The sequence below is a fragment of the Salinicola rhizosphaerae genome, from assembly GCF_014652715.1.
GTDB lineage: Bacteria > Pseudomonadota > Gammaproteobacteria > Pseudomonadales > Halomonadaceae > Salinicola > Salinicola rhizosphaerae.
Window position 1 is genome coordinate 1 of record NZ_BMZI01000005.1, and the last position, 16,423, is coordinate 16,423.

A 16,423-nucleotide genomic window follows, 5' to 3' on the forward strand; every position below is an offset into this window, starting at 1 on the left:
GCGGGATAGTCGCGACGCAAATCGAAGCGGTAGCGGCCTTTGGCCAGCTTGTGACCGTCGAACACGTCGGTGAGGACATCGACGACGCTGCGATCCTGGAAGATCCGGCTATCGCGACCCAGTTCGAGCATGGCCAGCCACGGCACCAGCGTGAGCTGGTAGTAGGTGACGCCGCCGTCTTCGCCCAGCAGCGCTGCCTCGGAAACCAAACCGTGCAACCGCCGGTAGCTGCCATCTGCCTGCAGAATCGACAGGTTCGCCGGCTGCGCCATCAACGTCTTGAGCTCGATATCGCCCTGCTGGGAGATGCAGTCAAGCGTATAGCTGAATGGCTCGCTGATGCGCTCCTCACCGACCAGCCGGTGCGGGATCAGCGACGCCCCGGCAAGCTCCAGCGTCAACAGCCGCTGAGACTGCGACAGGTCGATCTCGAAGGTGTCGAGCAGATTGTCGAGGGTAATTTCTGCCATCTTTGCCTCTCCACCACCGACCGTTTCGCGGGTTGTGCCGCTGCAGGGTCGGTGGCTAAATTAACGCTCGTTAATGAGCCCGCCGAGCCGGGCTTGGCCTCTCAACCCAGACAGGAAGCCCGGAACGATGAAAGGGATCGTGGTACTCGGCGACGCCACCAGCCATGGCGGCAAGGTCATCACCGCACAAAGCAACTATCTGATCGACGGCAAGCCGGTCGCTTGCCTGGGGGATAAAGTCACCTGTCCCAAGGATGGCCACGGCGGCACCAATGCCATCGTCGAGGGTCATCCGACGATGAAGATCAACGGCAAGCCGGTGGCTCTTCACGGCCACAAGACTGCCTGCGGCGCCAGCCTGATCTCTTCCCACAATGGCGACAGCGGTCACGAGTGAACGTCCGTCGGTGCGGCTTCGGCCGCACAGGCCTGCAGCTTCCATGCCACCGAGCGCGTCTCGGAAACCACGCTGAGCACCAGCGCACTCGCCTCAGGCTCCAACGCGGACAGCGCCAGGCAGAAGGAGAGCGCGGTCATTCCCTGCCCTGGCCACCCGCTGATGCCGTCGACGCCGATACCGTCATCGATCAGATCGATCTCCGGCCAGCGTTCGATCAAAGCGCCGCCGACCTCGGCCGCCCTGCCGGCCAGTGCCATGGCGTCGATCACGACGCAGGCGGGGCTCTCAGTCTCGGTCACATCGCTTTCGTCACCCTGGGGCCACGCCCCACCGAGTAATGCAACCATCTGCTGGCGCTTGAGATACTCTCGCCGCTCGGAACGCGGCGCCTGTTCCTCCGACGTGCCCGCATTCACGATCCAGCCCGCGGCAAAGTCGCTCTCCCCGGGGAGCAGACGCTGTACGAGCAGTGCGGTAACGGCCTCACCGGGATAAAGCCCCCCGCCAGATGAACGGCGACCGATGAGCCCATCCCGCTGCAGACGTGAAATGTCCTCTCCGTTGAGCGAGGAGTCGGCGTTGATCCACAACACGTGAGACATGCCTTTATTCACCGCCAGGGCGGCATGAGGATCGCCGCCCTGTTCACGCAGCGTGATCTCACCCAAAACGGCGCCATACTGGGTTTCGGCGATGGCGTCGCGCAGGTGGTCGACGACAATGCCGGTCGCCTCCGAGGAGCGCAGCGGCGCCGTCAAGACGACATCGAACGGAGTCTCCTCGGGCAGCGATTCCAGCAACATCAGCGCCTCGATGACGATCGTCTGGATCAGCGCATGCAGTCGCAGCGCCTTGGCCTCGAGTCGACCCAGGCGCGAGTCGTCCACCGACATGACGTCCACCACTTCATGCACCAGTAGTCGAAAGCCGTCGGGGCCATACAACGAGTGGGAGAGTGCCGGCGTGCCCGCTTCCGGCGTCGAGCCGCGTGCTACGAAACCGGAAGGCGTCAGCGCCACACCGTCGATGAAGCGCAGACGCGCGGTCTCGAAGTCATCCCGCGTGAGCGTCGGCGCCTCAACGACGTCGACCGGGCGCTGGCGTTCGTGAAGGCGATCAAAAATCGAAGCTCGAGACATGATCAGTCGTCATCATCCTTTGGCTGCGTGCCCAAGGTGTCGCGAATATTGTCGATGACGCCGTGATCCTTGATCACGTCCTTGAGCCACTCTTCGAGCGGCATGCGGCCCCACTTCACGGCACGCTCGATGAGATACGGCACCGGGCTATGGGGTTCGCGATCCTTGAAGTAACGCGCCACGTTGTTGAGCATCTCGAACGCTTCATCGCGACTGGCCGGTTGCGTGCGCAGCTGGCCAGTCGGCGCCTCTGCCGCGGTCATCGCTGGCCCGATGCTCGGTTCGACCCGCGTGGGCGCTTCGGCTTCCACCTCGGCCAATGCGGCGGCCTCCTCCTCCACGCCGATGCCCGCGCCGCGCTCACGCAGCAGTTTCTCGGTCAGGTCACGGCACTGCGCCAGGACTTTTTCCAGCGCCGAAAAGCTCGGGGCATCACGACCGAAACGCTCGTCGCAGACATCGTCCAGATGCTTGAGCGCTGCCAGCGAGGCCGCAATGGCTGCGTGGCGACCCTGCAGAAATTCGGTGCTGCTGAGGACCACCGAGCGCTGAAATATCTCGTCGTTGATCTTGCCATCGGCGAGCGCGCGCGCCATCGCATCGGAATCGCTCCGCGCCTGGTTCTCGACCTGGCGAGATTCGTCGTAGTCCGCGAGGCTGTAGCCGTCACCGTCGAGCAGCGGCAGCGCGCGTACGACGTTGACCAGGGTATCGCCTAGCCAGGCCAGACGTGCGGTGCGCTCGTCGAGATCCTCCTCGTCGAGCTCTGGATAGAGTGTCTCCCAGAACTCGTCGACCAGGCGCGACGTGAAGGTCAGCCCGAAGCGAGTCCCCTCGAACCCCTCGCGATGCGTCAGCCCTTCGCAGAGCCATCCGGCCAGCTGGAGATCCTTGCTCTGGTGCATCAGTGCTTCGCTGGTCAGATTGATGACCTGGCCCCAGTCCGCCTGCTTGAGTTCGGTTTGCCACTCGCCCTGAGGCAGATAGGTCGGGTCGGCGCGGCGGGCTTCCTTGATCTCGTCGAACAGTAGAGAAAAGGTGAGATCTTCCCCGCTCGGGCCATGGCTACCGCCGTCGATGGGCGCGAGAAGCGCATCGATCGAGAGTTCGCCGAGTTCATCCATGTGTCGGACCTCATGTACTACGGGGCAGACCTGGCCTCGGCGTGGACAGGACTGCCGACATTGGCTCACGCAGAAGGAGCACAGACTCCGTCTGGGTCAACCCACGTCACCACGAAACACCAGCGGTCAATGACACAGATGCCCATCGCCGCCGCCACGGTCGATGGGCATATCGCCTGGCCGCCCTAACGAGACGGCCGAAGGCGTCGGGCGGCGTCGTTTCCCGCCGCCCGATGCGCGGTCTTAGGAGTAGACCTTGTTGCGCGTGCGATCCCAGCCACCGGCAACGTTGCCGCCGCCCTGGCCGTCGGAGCGCTTCTGCTGGGTGTAGGTGATCTTGATACGCGCGTAGTTGAACTTGACGGTCTCGTACGGCAGATCGTGACGATCTTCACTCTCGTCCTGCTCGAAGCCGGTGGAGACGGAGGTACCTTCCATCTCGGTCGAGGAGACGATGACTTCCTCGAGCTTCACTTCCATGTAGCGAACCTTGTCCCCGCCGGCACGGTTGACGTGCAGCGTGACTTCCTTGATGTGCTGGCCCTTGCAGCAGGACTCGAACAGTTTCGCGGACGCCTTATCGACGAACTTGCGAACGCGGAATTCGCTTAGGTTCACTCGCTCGGCGGAGGCGCCACCGGCGGAACTCGCCGTGGCAGAAGTTGCCTGGCTTGCGCCGAAATCAAAGCTTTTCAGCTCGATCCAGTCAGTGTGTTTTTCATCCAGGCTTTCACCGGGAATCCCATCGATTTTGAGATACGCATCAAATGCCATGTCGTTCACTTCTCCTGTTGCTTTCTCGAGGATAGACTCGCTCTCGCGCATCACACTGGCATGCGCAAAAGCGGTCACTTGCTAGCGTCCACTTCGACTCGCGGGAGTCGAAGTTACGTTTAATATCGTGATAACCGATTGATATCGTGAGCAATAGCAGAAATGAAAAACCGAATGACCACCGGTTATCTGACACCTATTCCCGCATAACGGCAATTGCAATGTAGGAAATTATCGACACCGCCTATATCCGATTTCCTACAAGCTTGTCAGTGTTTCAAAACCACTCAGCAAGATGCATTAGCTCACAAATCTTCGGTTAACCTGAATTATATCCGCCTCTCTTTAACTTTAAAGTCAATGAACACATTTACATACATTCTATATATTTCGTTACACTCGCCAAATATTCTTTAACGCCTCACTCGACTCATTGCTGCTTGCGAACCTCGATCTCCACGCGTCGATTGGGCGCCAGACACTCGATCAGCTGCGCTCGTGGCTGGTCCCGGTCGCAGGTCACGAGCGGGCGCTCGCTGCCAGCACCTTTCGCCTCGATCAAGCCGGCAGGAACGCCCTTGCCGATGAGATATTGGCGAATGGTGTTGGCCCGCTGCAGCGAGAGCTGCTGGTTGGCGGCCTCGTTGCCGATCGGATCGGCATGGCCGGTGATCAGGATCTGTCCGAGGTCCTGCATGTTGAGCAGTCGTTCGGCAAGGTCGTCCAGTTCCTTCTGCCCTGCGACCTGCAGACCCGAATAGTCGCCTCGACCGAAGGCAAACAGCGTGTCCGATTCGAGCACGATGGTTTCCGTGCTGGTCAGCGTCTGCTCTAGCAGGCTGTCGATATAGTTGCGACTGCTCGATACCAGGAAGGCATTGGAGGCAATGCGTGGCACGTCGGTCTCGTGAATCTGCCGACTGTAAAAGTCGATCTGACGCCCGGCGTAACGGTAGTCGGCCTGGTCTTCATCGATCCTGGCACCCGTGCGCTTCTCGATCGCCGGATACCAGAACGCCGGTAGCTGGGCGCGCAGCGTATCGCTGTCGATATCGCCGCGATCCATGTCGGATAGCATGAGATAGGTGTCGAGGGTGGAGCGGCCGAAGGCCGCCAGCGAATCCGCGCTGTTGTCTTTCGGGCGAGCATAAGGCGCGACGGTGTCCGGCCCCTGCACCGCATGCAGCTCGTCGCTGCTGCGCCGGTAGACGTCGATCGTGGTCAGCGTGAAGAGCGAGCGGGTCAGATTCTGCTCTACCGGTTCGAGCATGACGGTCTGCAGCCGGTCGAAGTAACTTTCTCGAATTGCCGGTTCGATAGCGTCGCCCTGATAGAGCCCCCACCCCATCGTCCAAGGCACGCCATCGCCATGGCGGCGTTGATAGTAGTGGCTGCTCCAGTCGCGCAGCGCGTCCAGACTCTGCCAGCGTGCATAGGCATCGGGACGGTCGTCATCCTGACGCACTGCGTCGGCGAAGTTGCCGGACATGGCGCGGATCTCGCCGTGGTTCTCGACGGCGGAGGTAATCCACAGCCCACAGGCAATCACGCCTGCCAGCCCCGCAAGCAGGGACCAGCGCAGCTTGCGCCGGCGCCCGCTGACATCGCTGGAGTAGAGGCCCGCCAAATGCTGATCGGCAATGATGACCTGGCGGAAGAGGTTGCCGATGAAGAAGGCGTGCTGGGTCTTTTCCCCCTCCAGCGCACTTGGCTTTTCCAGCGCGAAGTGACGCCCGACGCGGGCGGCGTGCGCCCCTTCGATGGTGTCACCTTCCTGCAGCGCACTGACGAAGTAGAACCCGCGCAGCAGCGGCGCCGTCTGATAAGGATTGGCGTTGGTCAACGCCTCGACGAAGCGGCTCAGCGGATCGCGCAGCGCTGCCAGCTCCAGCGGAAACCGGAAGGCTGCCACGTCGCGTCGCGTATCGATCACATCGCGCTGCACGATTTCGTCGTCGCCGATCTGTTGCCAATGGCGGCACAGATCGCCGAGTGCCGCGTCGAAGCGCTCTGCCCAATTGACGTCGCGCGGCTGCTGGTGAGCGAAGGTATGCCCCAGCACGTCCCGCTGACGCTGAGGGTCGAGCCGCTCGAAGAACGTCGTGAAGCCTTCGATCAAGTCGCACTTGGTGAAGACCAGGTAGATCGGCAGTCTCGCTTCGAGCTGATCCCGAGCCTCCTGGATCCGCTCACGCAGGCGACGTGCGAGATTGTTGCGCTGACTTTCGCTCGCCTCGACGACGTCACTGATATTGACAGCGACGATCAGGCCGTTGAGCGGACAGCGACGCCGGTGCTGCTTGAGTAGCGACAGGAAGCCCTTCCATTTACCGGCTTCCTCTTCGCTGTTCATGTAGCGCCCGGCGGTATCGAGCAGAATCGCATCCGAGCTGAAGAACCAGTCACAGTGACGGGTGCCGCCCATGCCGGCCACGCGAGCATTCTCGCGCTCGGCGAACGGGAAGTTGAGCCCGGACTGATAGACCATGGTGCTTTTGCCGGCGGCGGGCTGGCCGACGATCATGTACCAGGGCAGTGCGTAGAGCGCATCCTGACCGCGCTTGCCTTTACCCTTGCCGCTCTGTTTCAGGCGTTCGACCGTTTTCAGCAGTCGTTCACGCAGCAGGCTGATCTCCTCGCGGTCCTGGGGGCTTGCGTTGAGCACGGCCGCGTCCGCATCCTCGAGCAGCAGGTCCTCCAGGTTGCGCTTTTGACCGACACCGCGGTAGAGCAGCAGCACGTAGAGCGCCGAGGCCAGCAGAAACACCACGATGCCTGCCAGCAGACTCGCCAGAGAGGAGAACCCTAACCCTACCCCCAGCCGCCATACGGCAAAGATGGCCGCAAAGAACAGCAGCCCCAGAATGTAGGGCTGATACTTGAAGAACGCGTATTTCAGATAGGCAAATTTCAAACGTTTCATCATGTCTGCTCAGGCTTAGCGCTCGGGTGTCACGGTCGAAGAATCGGCGCCATCGGGAAAACGGGCCATGAAGTCGGCAAGACTCAGCTGGGTATCCGGCAGTGATAGCGCGCCGGGGTGCGGCTCTTCCTCTGCGAAAGCCGCCAGGACATCGATGCACAGGCGGCGATCGTCAGGATTGGAAAGCACCTCGAAGAACTGCTCGGCGCTCTGCCATGAGGGCATCAGCAGCAGTCGCGGACGCATGAAGTCATCGATCAGCAGGCTCATCACCGGCACGCCACCGGCACAGGCGGGGCCAAGCCACTGCTGCCACAAGTCCGCCACCGGACGCTTCAGGCCGCGCTCGGCGGGCAACGGCAACAGCACAGCCCGAGAACTTCCCTCGCGCCAGCAGGTCCGCGCATAGTGCAGCCGATGCAGCACCGCGCTGCCGATGAACTCCGGCCACCCCCACTGCAGCGCTCGGCTGACATCATCGAAGCTGTAATCCTGCAGAAAGCGCTGATGCACACGCTGGTAGAGCGCGACATCCTGCTCGTTCCAGCGCCGCAGCTCGGCGACAGCTTCGACCGGGTCGATTGGCGCAGCGCCATGCACCGAATCGGTCAGAATCGCGCGCGCCTGGCCAGCGAATATCTCGCCCAGGGTGTGCGGGCAGACGATCCCCGGCTCAGCGCTACCGGCCTTCAGCGACTGGAAGATGAAGAAGGGGTAGCGCCTGCCTGACGCATCGGCCGAGCTGATCATCGCGCCCATCACGTCACTGCCGTCACGCGCGTGATAGTGAAAGAAGCAGACCGGCAGCGCGTCGAAGCGATGCTGCCAGTCATCGTGGTCGAGAAACCGCAGCAGCGCGCTCTGCAACCACTGGTCGAGCTCCTGAATCACGGCACCGGCGGCATTGACACCGACGAAGTCCGCCCGCGTCGGAATTTTGCCGAAGCAGCCAATCATTGCCGGCTCATCTGCGGGATGTTCAGCGTCTTGATTCGGCGCAGATCGGAGATTTTCACACCACCGAAGTTGCGCACGTCGAAGCTCACGGTCCCCATGTAGGTTCGCCAACTGAAGCGCTGACGCGCGCTGTCGATCGGCGTGATATGCGCACTCTCGATCATGCGCAGGAAGCCCCAGCGGTTCGGGTAGTCGAACACCGTATGACGCTGCCCATTCTGGTTGACGATATCCATGCGAGCGCCGAAGGACTTGGCATCGCCGGGCCAGGTCATGCGCTCCCAGGACTGAGTATTGTTGCGGTAGTGGATGCGCTGACCGTCGATGGTGAGGATGATGTCGGTCAGCCCCGCCGTCGGGTTCACCTGCAGCTCGAATCCATTACGCAGATCGGAAAGGCTATCGATGACGCGTCCCAGCGCCGTCGCGTCATCGATGCTCGACAACATTCGCGGGTCGACCATCGGCGAGCGCTCGCCACTCTCCGAACCGGCCAGGTCACCGATCTCGTCCTGACGGAAGCGGGAAAGCACGCCTTGATCGGGGTCGATGAAATGTTCCATGTCACGCACCGAGGCTTCGTTGACCGAGTCGGAGACCGGGTAGCGACCGGCGATCATCTGGTCCCAGGGCGTCGCGATCTGATCGTCCCAGGCCGCGTTCAGCTGACTGCGCGCCGGCGCGTTGAGGGCGGCCCAGGTATCCTCGACCGGCACCCGGAAGAGCGGCTCGATCGCCTGTACCAGCGGCGTGCGCGAGGTGTCGACGCGTGAGGCGACGAAATTGCGCAGCGCGTTGATTTCGGTCGGCTGCCCGGACAGCGTGGCCATGATCAGGGACTTGCTGCTGCGCCCGACATCCTGGGCGCTGCGCACGTTGTCGACCCGCACCTTGAGCTGCCGCAGATCGAGCAGATACTGATTGAGCACGGAGTTGTCGCTGCCCGTCGCCTCGTCCGCCGCCAGCATTCGACTGACGGGCTGGAAGTGACGCGCCAGCGCACCATTGTTGATGCGCGGCAGCGAGGCCAGATCGACGCTCGCGCCCTGCCCGTCGCCACCGTTGAAGACGCTCATGACACGCCCCCAGAAGCTCTGGTCCTGCTTCTTGCCGCTGGTGCTCTCCTCATCCCGCGCCTGCGGATCGTCCCAGTCGGTGTTGTCGCGCACCGACTCCAGCACCTGGCGCAGCGGCGAGCCCTGCAGGTCGCTGAGATCGGTCAGCCGGCGACTGGCCTGATCGAGCGTCTCGAAGTTGGCGACATGCGTGTTGCGCAAAAAGCGTTCCCAGGCGATCGCGTAGTCCCGCTTGTAACGCGTCATCAGTTGGCTGACGAAACGCGCCTTGGACTGCACGGCATCATCGGCGTTCTCGTCGTCCAGCACCCAGTCCGACTCGCCCTGCAAGTCGCCGGAAACGGTGTCGATGATCGCCGGACGCAGGTACTCATCCCATACCTGGCGCGTGTAGAACGCCGGCACCGCGCGGGCCGAGTAGAACAACCGACCCGGCATATCCGGCGCCATCTTCGATAGCGTCAGCGGCTCATAGCGATCCTCGACTTCGAGCTGATAGCGCAGATACTCCCGGTCGACCAGACTCGAATCGATCAGGAAGGCGTTGAGACGCTCACGGCTATCGGCCACCAGCGTGTCGTCACGCTCGAGCGCCGGCGCCGTTCCCTGCTGGAGGTAGTGGACGTAGAGGGCGGCGTTGTCCTTGATGCTCTCGCGGTCGGCACCGTTCTCGCGCCGGTCGGCCAGATCCGCCCACAGTCTTGGTAACGCGGAAGCGACGAAGTCGCCCTGGTCCTGATGGGCAGCCGGGTCGGTCATGACCAGGTAGAGCTTGAGCGACGAGTAGCTCTCGATCAGCTTCTCGACATCCTGTCGACTCAGCTGCGTCAGCATCTCTTCGGAAAGCGAGGGCCCCTGCTCGCCGGAAAGCGTGAGCGTGGACTCGTCGCCATCGGCGTTGCCGACGGCATCGCCCAGTTCACTGGTGCGATCGCGCAATCCCTGTTCCAGGTCGGTCTCGGCATTGCTGCGCGCGGAGTACCAGGCATCGCGCGCGCTATCGGTCGTGCGCGATGTCAGCTCGCTGCGTGCACGACTGCCAAGCTCCGACGCGCTGGTCGGGACGCTGCCGAGGGTCGGCCGCGAGGTCGAGCGCTCTTTCATGCGATCGAGCGCATCCGAGCCGATCTCCCGGCCGCGGTCACTGGCTACGCTGGCCCCGCGGGATGCCGCATCGGCCCCGCTCCCCGTGTCTCGAGCGGCGGCGTCGCTCTGGGCAGCCGTCGTCGTATCGATGTCGCCATCGCCCGCGTCGAGTGCCGCCAGCGAACGCAGCTGATCGGCAAGGCGCCGCTGCAGTGGCGCCAGTACGTCGCGGCGCATCAACTCGGACCAGGCCTGTTTCAATGGCTCGCGCATCGCCTCGCCCTGATAGAGACCCAGGTCGAGCTTGAGTGGCACGCCGTCTTCGCGGTGGCGTTCGATCGCCGCCAGCTGCTGTTCGAGCTCATCGCGCAACGCCCGGCGCTTGCCGGCGTCGAGGCGTCCGGTGCTGTTGCCCGCTGTCAGGCCATCGACCTTGCTCTGGACATGATCGATCCACTGCGCATTGTGATAGGCAGACCACCCCTGCGCGGCGATCGCCGCCACGCCGATCAGACCGACGGTGCCGATCATGAACGCAGGCAGCGAACGACGCTCCCCTCGCTGCGAGTAATAGAGGCTCAGATTGCGATCGGGGAAGATGACGTTGCGGAAGGTGTCGGTGATGAAGTAGCTCTTCTCGCCGGTCTGCGCTTCTCGGCCACCCGCCGCCGCTGGCGCCAGGGAAAACGCTTCTCGCGTCTCCTCCTCGAACAGCGCCGGCAGGGTCAGTCCCGACTGCAGAGCGCTGGTGAAATAGAGTCCGCGCAAGATCGGCGCCTGGCCAGCGTTGTGGTGGCTATCGAACTGCTCGAGAAAGTCGCTCAGCACGCCGTAAAGCTCGGCGAAATAGTCCGGAAAGTGAAGCAGCTCGCTGTCTGCCGCCGCGCCCTCTTCCAGCATGCGACGGTCGATACGTTCACGCAGCGCGGAAACCAGCCCCGGGAAGCGCGCCTGAAATGCGTCGGTCACGCCCCGCTGACGCAGTTCGTCGAGCGCGAAGGTCAAACCCCACGGCTGCTGACGCTCGGTGGCGTCCAGCGCCTCGAAGGCCCGCGTGAAGCCCGGCAGCAGATCCGCCTTGCTGAAAAACAGGTAGACAGGAGGATTGATGCCGAGACAACCGCGATACTCGGCCACCCGCGAGACCAGTTTTTCCGCCAGCGCATGCGCGTCCTGACGCGACTGCTCCAGCAACTCCGGCAAGCTCACGACCAGCACCAGCCCGTTGATGGCCGGCTTGCGGCGCTGCTTTCGCAGTGTCTTGAGAAAGTCGGCAAATTCGCTCGCCGGTCGATCCTCGACCAGATAACGACCGGCGGTGTCGACCATCACGGCTTCCCGGCTGAAGTACCAGTCGCAGTGCTGGGTACCACTCACCGCAGAGAGATTGCTGCCCCCGGCCATCGTGGCGGAGAGCGAGGAGCGCGTCAGCAGAGAGGTCTTGCCCGAGGCAGCCATCCCGATGACCAGATACCAGGGCAGTTCATAGAGCGATGCCTTGCCACCGTCGACCGAACGGGCCGCGCGCTGCATCGCCATGGCGTGCTTGAAGCGCTCGCTCAGCACCTGATAGTCACCCGGTTCGGTTTCCGCCGCCTCGCGATGGACCTCCAGCTCGACCAGGTTCTCGATGTTTCGCTCGGCACGGATCCGGTGATATTGGCGCAGCACCACGGCCAGCAGCCACACCGCCGTGACCAGCGCCATGGCGATGAAGATCACCTCACGCTCTTCGGTGATCAACGGCAGCAGCAGCACGCAGAGCGCGAGACCCATCAGCCAGAGCACGATGGAGAGCGGCCAGAAGCCTTTCAGCGAACGCAAGAAACGAAGAAAACGCATGTCCTGGCTCGCCCTATCGTGGTTGATCGTTGAACAGCTGCTGGATCTGCTGGATCAGCGCATCCGTCTCGCTGCCGAGCCACCAGCGCAAGCCGCCATAGACGACCAGGCAGACCACCACGATGCCGAGAAGATAGACCCACAGCGGAATTTCGTAACGCAGCAGCTGGCCGACCTGGTCCGGCAATTTCCAGCTTTCCCGAGCATCGTCGCGTCGCTCACGGTAACGCGCGATATCCTGCCCGAGGGTATTGGCGAGATAGCGCAGCTGGTCCCGATTCTCGAGGCTGTACTTGCCCTCGAATCCGAGCGCCAGGCAGAGGTGATAGACTTCGAGCACGTCGAGATTGGCGCGAACGTCACCGCGCAGGCTCTCCAACCGCTCGAAAAAACCCTCGCCGGCCAGGTGCACGCCGAAATAGCGGTACTGAAACGGATGCAGTTCGACATGCTCGCGGATGTTACCGACACCGCCTTTGAGCACACTCTCGTCGAGAAAGGCGCAGAGCGCATACTGCGCATCCTTGACCGCTTCCGCGCTGTAATTCTCCGCGCGCGCCTTCTCCTCGAACTCGCGCAGCCACTGATCGACGCGTTCGAGAAAACGCTCGACGCTCTCGGCCTGCTGGCCACGTCGCACCATCAGCACCATGGAGATGAAGTCTCGAGACAGCGTCTTCAGCGTGCGCGACTCGGCGAGCTCGGTGGGTTGGGCAAAGGCTTCGGTCATTTCATTACCGCCATCAGTTCAATGCTTAAGTTCTTGAATCCGCTAGGGACATAGAACGCGATGGCCTGCGCGTCCATCATCCGTTCATACACCGCACCGTGGGGCTCCAGGGCGAAGTAGTGGTTATCCAGCCGCACCGGAATGGCGCTCGGCATTCGCGAGGCATGCGTCAGCGTGCCGCCGGGCATGGCGGTATTGACCACCACTTCGATATCCTCCGGCGAACCGACCTTGAAGGCGCGCGGCACCAGCTCGAGAATCTGCGCGCCGGGCATGTCCGCATGCACGCTGATATAGAAATCGGCGTCCTTGAGGCGCGCATCGTTGAGTCGCCCCACGTAGTAAGACGACCGCGTCTGCTCGAGCGGGATCGGGATGTACTGATTCGGCACCACCACCTCCAGCAGCTCGCGCACGACTTTCTCCAACGCCAGCAGCGAAGGCGCCGGCGCCCGATGGTCGTACTCGGGAATGTCGCCGAGCTTGTGCGACATCGAGAAGGTCATCAGGCTTGCCGCCAGCTCGGCCAGAAAGCGGTACAGGGTTTCCGGATGCAGGCGAGGATGTGAAAGCAGGTGCGCCAGTTGGGGATAGGCGCGATTGATCGTGTAGAGCAGCCAGAACAGGGTCACGTCACTCGAGCCGAACTCGGCGACCTGATCGGCGCGCTCGCGCCGGCGACCGGAGAGCGCCTCGCTGCGAGCCTGCAGCATGCCGATCAGCCGATTGGCGATATCGAAAGGCAGCGAGACCGAATCGATATGCAGCGCCGGCGGCATGAAATGTTCACCCTCGAGACTGAATCCCCCGGCGGCGTTGCGCTTGAGCAGTGCGATCGGGCACCACGTGAAGCCATCCAGACTGTCGCCTTCCATCAGCAAGGTCGCGTTGAGCTCCAGCGTGCCCAGCTCGTTTTCGATATCGCCCTCATTGAGGTCCGGACGCGTCTCGAAACGCTGAACGAATCGACGGCCGCCATGGCGCGGCGTTTCGGCGTCGAGATAGCTCGGGGAGCAGGGCTCGAGCGAGCGCAGCGCCGCGAAGATTCTCACCTCACCGTTACGAGCCAGCTCATCGAGACTGCGCCCCGGCGGCAGCGGATCGTGCTGCGGCGCATCGATGAGCGTGCCGTCGGGAAACACCAGCTTGAGCCGCGTCAGCCGCAGGGTGCCTTGCTCGAGCGCGCCATCGTCGAACGCGATCTCCTGTACCCCCCACTGAAACGGGTCCCGGGCCCGGCGCGCCTCGACGAGCTGACGCTGATGAAACTCATCCTGGTACTGGAAGTGCTGAGGCAGAAGGAACATGCCTTCCGACCACATGATGCGATTGTGTTTACTCACTGCCCTGCCCCGACTGGTTGCATCCGACTCTTTCCATGATGGATCCTCTCGCTGGCCCGACCCGTACGGAGTACCCGCTGGAGATAGCGGTCACCGCCCGGCGCGCTCCGGCCAGCGTCACGGCGCGACAGACTGCGTCAGCAGGTTCTCGCCGCGCTCGACCTCGATGCGGTCGTCGACCAGATGCAGGCGCACACCCTCGGAGGCACTCAGCAGGCCGTCGTTGCGGAGCTCATCGGCGGCAAACAGCGCCTGCCACTGGTCACTGGCGGTGTTGCGGAAAAATGCGGCCACGCCGACGAACTGCGCCTTGGGATCGAGCGCAGCGACATCCACCTTCTGCTGATCGGGGAGCAGCGTGATCTCGCGCTGAGAAATCAGACTGTTGCCCAGCACCGCCTTCTCGTCACCCCAGAGCTGGCGCGGCGATGCAGTGGCGAACGGCGCGCGTTCGGAGAGCTGATAGATCCGCACGACGACCGACAGCGGCTTGCCGTCGACATCGGGATTGACCTCGGCATCGCTGTCGATGGTCACCCGGACTCGTTCCTGGTTGCCGAAGATGTCGCCGGCCCACGTATCCCCGAAGCGATTGCCGACCCGGTCGGCCACGCCACAGCCAGCCAGCGTCGACATCAGCACCATCGACACCAGCACTACCGACACCTGAAAAACGATTCCCAAATCGCGCACCGACGCCTTCATTACCGTCCCGCTCACTCTTTTCATTAAACTTAGGGGAGACGCGTTTACCGTCGCAGACGGCTGTCGCGAAACGCATCAATTTATCGCAAGCTGCCACACCCTAACAGATTTAAACGCTATAATAAGCTCCATGTTTAACATTCGCTTACCGGTTAACATTTATTCACAAAAAGATAGAACAGGACACATGAAAGTACAGACTTTTAAAATACTTCCTGCTATCGGATGCCTATTATTGAGCGCTTGTGCATCCGGGCCACCGACCGAGGTCAACTATGTTCGGGCGACCGAGAGGTTCGAGGGAACCCTGCCGTGCACCGACTGCCAGGGCATCGATACGGACCTGATCATCAAGCGGGATGCGATCACGGGAGCGCCGGCGGGCTTCTATCTGCACGAGGTTCGTATCGATGCGCCCGGCGGCGAACGGGTCAACACCAGCTGGGGAAATTGGTCGCAAAATCTTGATGTTACGGACTTCAAGCGCCAGCTTTACGTGCTTCGCCCGGAGGTCGGGAATGCCCGAGTCTTCGTGCCGCTCGAGAGTGGCGACCTGCAGCCGCTGAGTGCTGACGGCGCCCCACTGGTTGACGACGAAGGCGCCGATGTCGAACTCGAGCGTCTGACTCCAAGCCTTTCGGAGACGGCAACTCGGGATGAGAAACAGACAGATCAGGAGCGTGACGGCTAAGTAACGGGGGCATGCTAAGGTGAGAGACGCATCTCATTACAGAATTTGTAAGAGATCGCTTACAACACAAATAGCCAATCGCCGTAATTATGTACCGGCGTCGGCCGATACAATAAATTGCGATAATGGTTTAGCGATCTCTAAATCACATTAAACAGGTTCTCGATTTCGTACCAGGCATTGAGTCTCATGGCGAACGACGCAAAATAATGCGCCATACAATGGCTGGTTGGCCTCGATGACGATAGCCCCGACAACGATGGTCACCGGAAACGATGGCCGCCGATGAATCCGATAAAAAGCCGCGCTCAGGAATCGATCATGACGCAGTCCTTCGATGTCGATAGCTTCATTCGCTCGCGCAAACAGACGCGGGTGGTGTCCGACCTGCTCAAGGCGCAGGCGGCGGACTACCTCACGACCGTGGCAGCGCTGGTGCGGCCTCAGCCGCTGTTCGGCGAGTACCTGCAGGGCGCACCTCGTGGCAGCGGTCGGGAAACCCAGCATCACTTCAAGGAGTTCCGCACGCTGTTCGACAAGCATGCGGGACAGCGTCCGTTCAATCTGATGAACGAGCTGGAGGTACCGCTCAACATCATCAACTCGACGCCGGAGCTGTTTCCGCTGGAGTACGACCACGCGCTACCCGGCGGCGGCACGGTACGTGTCACGAGCCCATCGCGCTGGGTCGTCGGCTACGCGTCCTTCGATCTGAGCCGCTTCCGTCAGGTGGTGCGCGACCCGAACCGCAGCGGCTCGGAGCTGCACCGCTTCGTCGTGCACTACCTGATGCTGTTCCACTGCTTCAGTCGCGCCGGCGGGCTGGGTCGACTGTTCAAGGGCTTGCGGTTTCCGGTCGGTTTTCAGCAGCTCGATGACTTCGGCGACTTGCCCTTCTGTGTGATCAGCTCGCCGGTCGAGGCCACGCTGCCACCGGACGAGGTGATTCGTCACAGCACCGAAATCGCCGGCAACGACAGTTTCGAGGAGCTGATCTCCGCCGAGGCGATCGAGGGGATGCACGACGAGCTGCGCGAACAGCTGACGCAGGCGCTTGCCGAGGCGCCCCCGCGCTGATCGCCTCGGCCACCGGATCGGCGCATGTCCGGACTCGACACTCCACCACCCGACATCACGGTTAACTCGCCATTTCGAGAGAGGAA

The 16,423-nt window shown here is 62.3% G+C and carries 13 protein-coding genes; 3 read left to right on the plus strand and 10 right to left on the minus strand.

Features of this window, described 5'->3' with window-relative positions; translation table 11 throughout:
• Window positions 1-470, minus strand: a 470-nt coding sequence (locus tag IE125_RS11420) for a contractile injection system protein, VgrG/Pvc8 family (RefSeq protein WP_189444816.1), incomplete at its 3' end; no start/stop codon positions are given.
• A gap of 127 nt (window positions 471-597) precedes the next feature.
• Here IE125_RS11420 and IE125_RS11425 point away from each other — a divergent pair.
• Complete coding sequence (locus IE125_RS11425) at window positions 598-867, plus strand: PAAR domain-containing protein (protein WP_189444817.1); 270 nt, start codon at window positions 598-600, stop codon at window positions 865-867.
• On the opposite strand, the gene IE125_RS11430 is transcribed toward IE125_RS11425, so the two are convergent.
• The 9 genes from IE125_RS11430 to tssJ all read right to left on the minus strand — a co-directional run bounded on the left by IE125_RS11430 (window position 858) and on the right by tssJ (window position 14,557).
• A complete protein-coding gene (locus tag IE125_RS11430; protein WP_189444818.1) occupies window positions 858-2,009 on the minus strand; it encodes a hypothetical protein in 1,152 nt (383 codons plus the stop codon). The two genes, IE125_RS11425 and IE125_RS11430, sit on opposite strands and share 10 nt — an antisense overlap.
• Before the next feature lie 2 nt (window positions 2,010-2,011).
• Entirely contained in the window at window positions 2,012-3,133 is a 1,122-nt protein-coding gene (gene tssA / locus IE125_RS11435; RefSeq protein ID WP_189444819.1) for a type VI secretion system protein TssA, read from the minus strand.
• Window positions 3,134-3,376: 243 nt separating this feature from the next.
• Window positions 3,377-3,907 carry an Hcp family type VI secretion system effector gene (locus IE125_RS11440; protein ID WP_189444820.1) on the minus strand — a complete coding sequence of 177 codons (531 nt, stop codon included), beginning with the start codon at window positions 3,905-3,907 and terminating at the stop codon, window positions 3,377-3,379.
• A 430-nt stretch (window positions 3,908-4,337) separates the two neighbouring features.
• On the minus strand, window positions 4,338-6,833 hold the full coding sequence (tssM, locus tag IE125_RS11445; protein ID WP_229809068.1) for a type VI secretion system membrane subunit TssM: 2,496 nt from the start codon (window positions 6,831-6,833) through the stop codon (window positions 4,338-4,340).
• Window positions 6,834-6,845: 12 nt separating this feature from the next.
• On the minus strand, window positions 6,846-7,787 hold the full coding sequence (tagF, locus tag IE125_RS11450; RefSeq protein WP_189444822.1) for a type VI secretion system-associated protein TagF: 942 nt from the start codon (window positions 7,785-7,787) through the stop codon (window positions 6,846-6,848).
• Window positions 7,784-11,791 (minus strand): type VI secretion protein IcmF/TssM N-terminal domain-containing protein, encoded by a 4,008-nt coding sequence (locus IE125_RS11455; protein WP_189444823.1) that lies wholly within the window; start codon window positions 11,789-11,791, stop codon window positions 7,784-7,786. Before IE125_RS11455 ends, tagF begins: the two co-directional genes overlap by 4 nt.
• Window positions 11,792-11,804: 13 nt before the next feature.
• Window positions 11,805-12,521, minus strand: coding sequence for a type IVB secretion system protein IcmH/DotU (gene icmH, locus IE125_RS11460; RefSeq protein ID WP_189444824.1), 717 nt, complete (start codon window positions 12,519-12,521; stop codon window positions 11,805-11,807).
• Complete coding sequence (gene tssK / locus IE125_RS11465) at window positions 12,518-13,864, minus strand: type VI secretion system baseplate subunit TssK (RefSeq protein WP_189444825.1); 1,347 nt, start codon at window positions 13,862-13,864, stop codon at window positions 12,518-12,520. The genes icmH and tssK overlap by 4 nt, the downstream gene beginning before the upstream one ends.
• A gap of 117 nt (window positions 13,865-13,981) precedes the next feature.
• Window positions 13,982-14,557 (minus strand): type VI secretion system lipoprotein TssJ, encoded by a 576-nt coding sequence (gene tssJ, locus IE125_RS11470; protein WP_229809069.1) that lies wholly within the window; start codon window positions 14,555-14,557, stop codon window positions 13,982-13,984.
• A 199-nt stretch (window positions 14,558-14,756) separates the two neighbouring features.
• Between tssJ and IE125_RS11475 the strand changes: the two genes are divergently transcribed.
• Window positions 14,757-15,260 (plus strand): copper resistance protein NlpE N-terminal domain-containing protein, encoded by a 504-nt coding sequence (locus IE125_RS11475; RefSeq protein ID WP_189444827.1) that lies wholly within the window; start codon window positions 14,757-14,759, stop codon window positions 15,258-15,260.
• Between the two features lie 321 nt (window positions 15,261-15,581).
• Complete coding sequence (locus IE125_RS11480; RefSeq protein ID WP_189444828.1) at window positions 15,582-16,337, plus strand: hypothetical protein; 756 nt, start codon at window positions 15,582-15,584, stop codon at window positions 16,335-16,337.
• The last annotated feature ends 86 nt before the right edge of the window (window positions 16,338-16,423 follow it).

What these genes read in the sequence shown, in the direction of transcription:
- tssM (WP_229809068.1), bottom strand. Translation starts at nt 6,833, where the DNA reads ATGATGAAACGTTTGAAATTTGCCTATCTGAAATACGCGTTCTTCAAG.
- IE125_RS11425 (WP_189444817.1), top strand. Translation starts at nt 598, where the DNA reads ATGAAAGGGATCGTGGTACTCGGCGACGCCACCAGCCATGGCGGCAAG.
- icmH (WP_189444824.1), bottom strand. Translation starts at nt 12,521, where the DNA reads ATGACCGAAGCCTTTGCCCAACCCACCGAGCTCGCCGAGTCGCGCACG.
- IE125_RS11430 (WP_189444818.1), bottom strand. Translation starts at nt 2,009, where the DNA reads ATGTCTCGAGCTTCGATTTTTGATCGCCTTCACGAACGCCAGCGCCCG.
- IE125_RS11455 (WP_189444823.1), bottom strand. Translation starts at nt 11,791, where the DNA reads ATGCGTTTTCTTCGTTTCTTGCGTTCGCTGAAAGGCTTCTGGCCGCTC.
- tssA (WP_189444819.1), bottom strand. Translation starts at nt 3,133, where the DNA reads ATGGATGAACTCGGCGAACTCTCGATCGATGCGCTTCTCGCGCCCATC.
- tagF (WP_189444822.1), bottom strand. Translation starts at nt 7,787, where the DNA reads ATGATTGGCTGCTTCGGCAAAATTCCGACGCGGGCGGACTTCGTCGGT.
- IE125_RS11480 (WP_189444828.1), top strand. Translation starts at nt 15,582, where the DNA reads ATGACGCAGTCCTTCGATGTCGATAGCTTCATTCGCTCGCGCAAACAG.
- IE125_RS11440 (WP_189444820.1), bottom strand. Translation starts at nt 3,907, where the DNA reads ATGGCATTTGATGCGTATCTCAAAATCGATGGGATTCCCGGTGAAAGC.
- IE125_RS11475 (WP_189444827.1), top strand. Translation starts at nt 14,757, where the DNA reads ATGAAAGTACAGACTTTTAAAATACTTCCTGCTATCGGATGCCTATTA.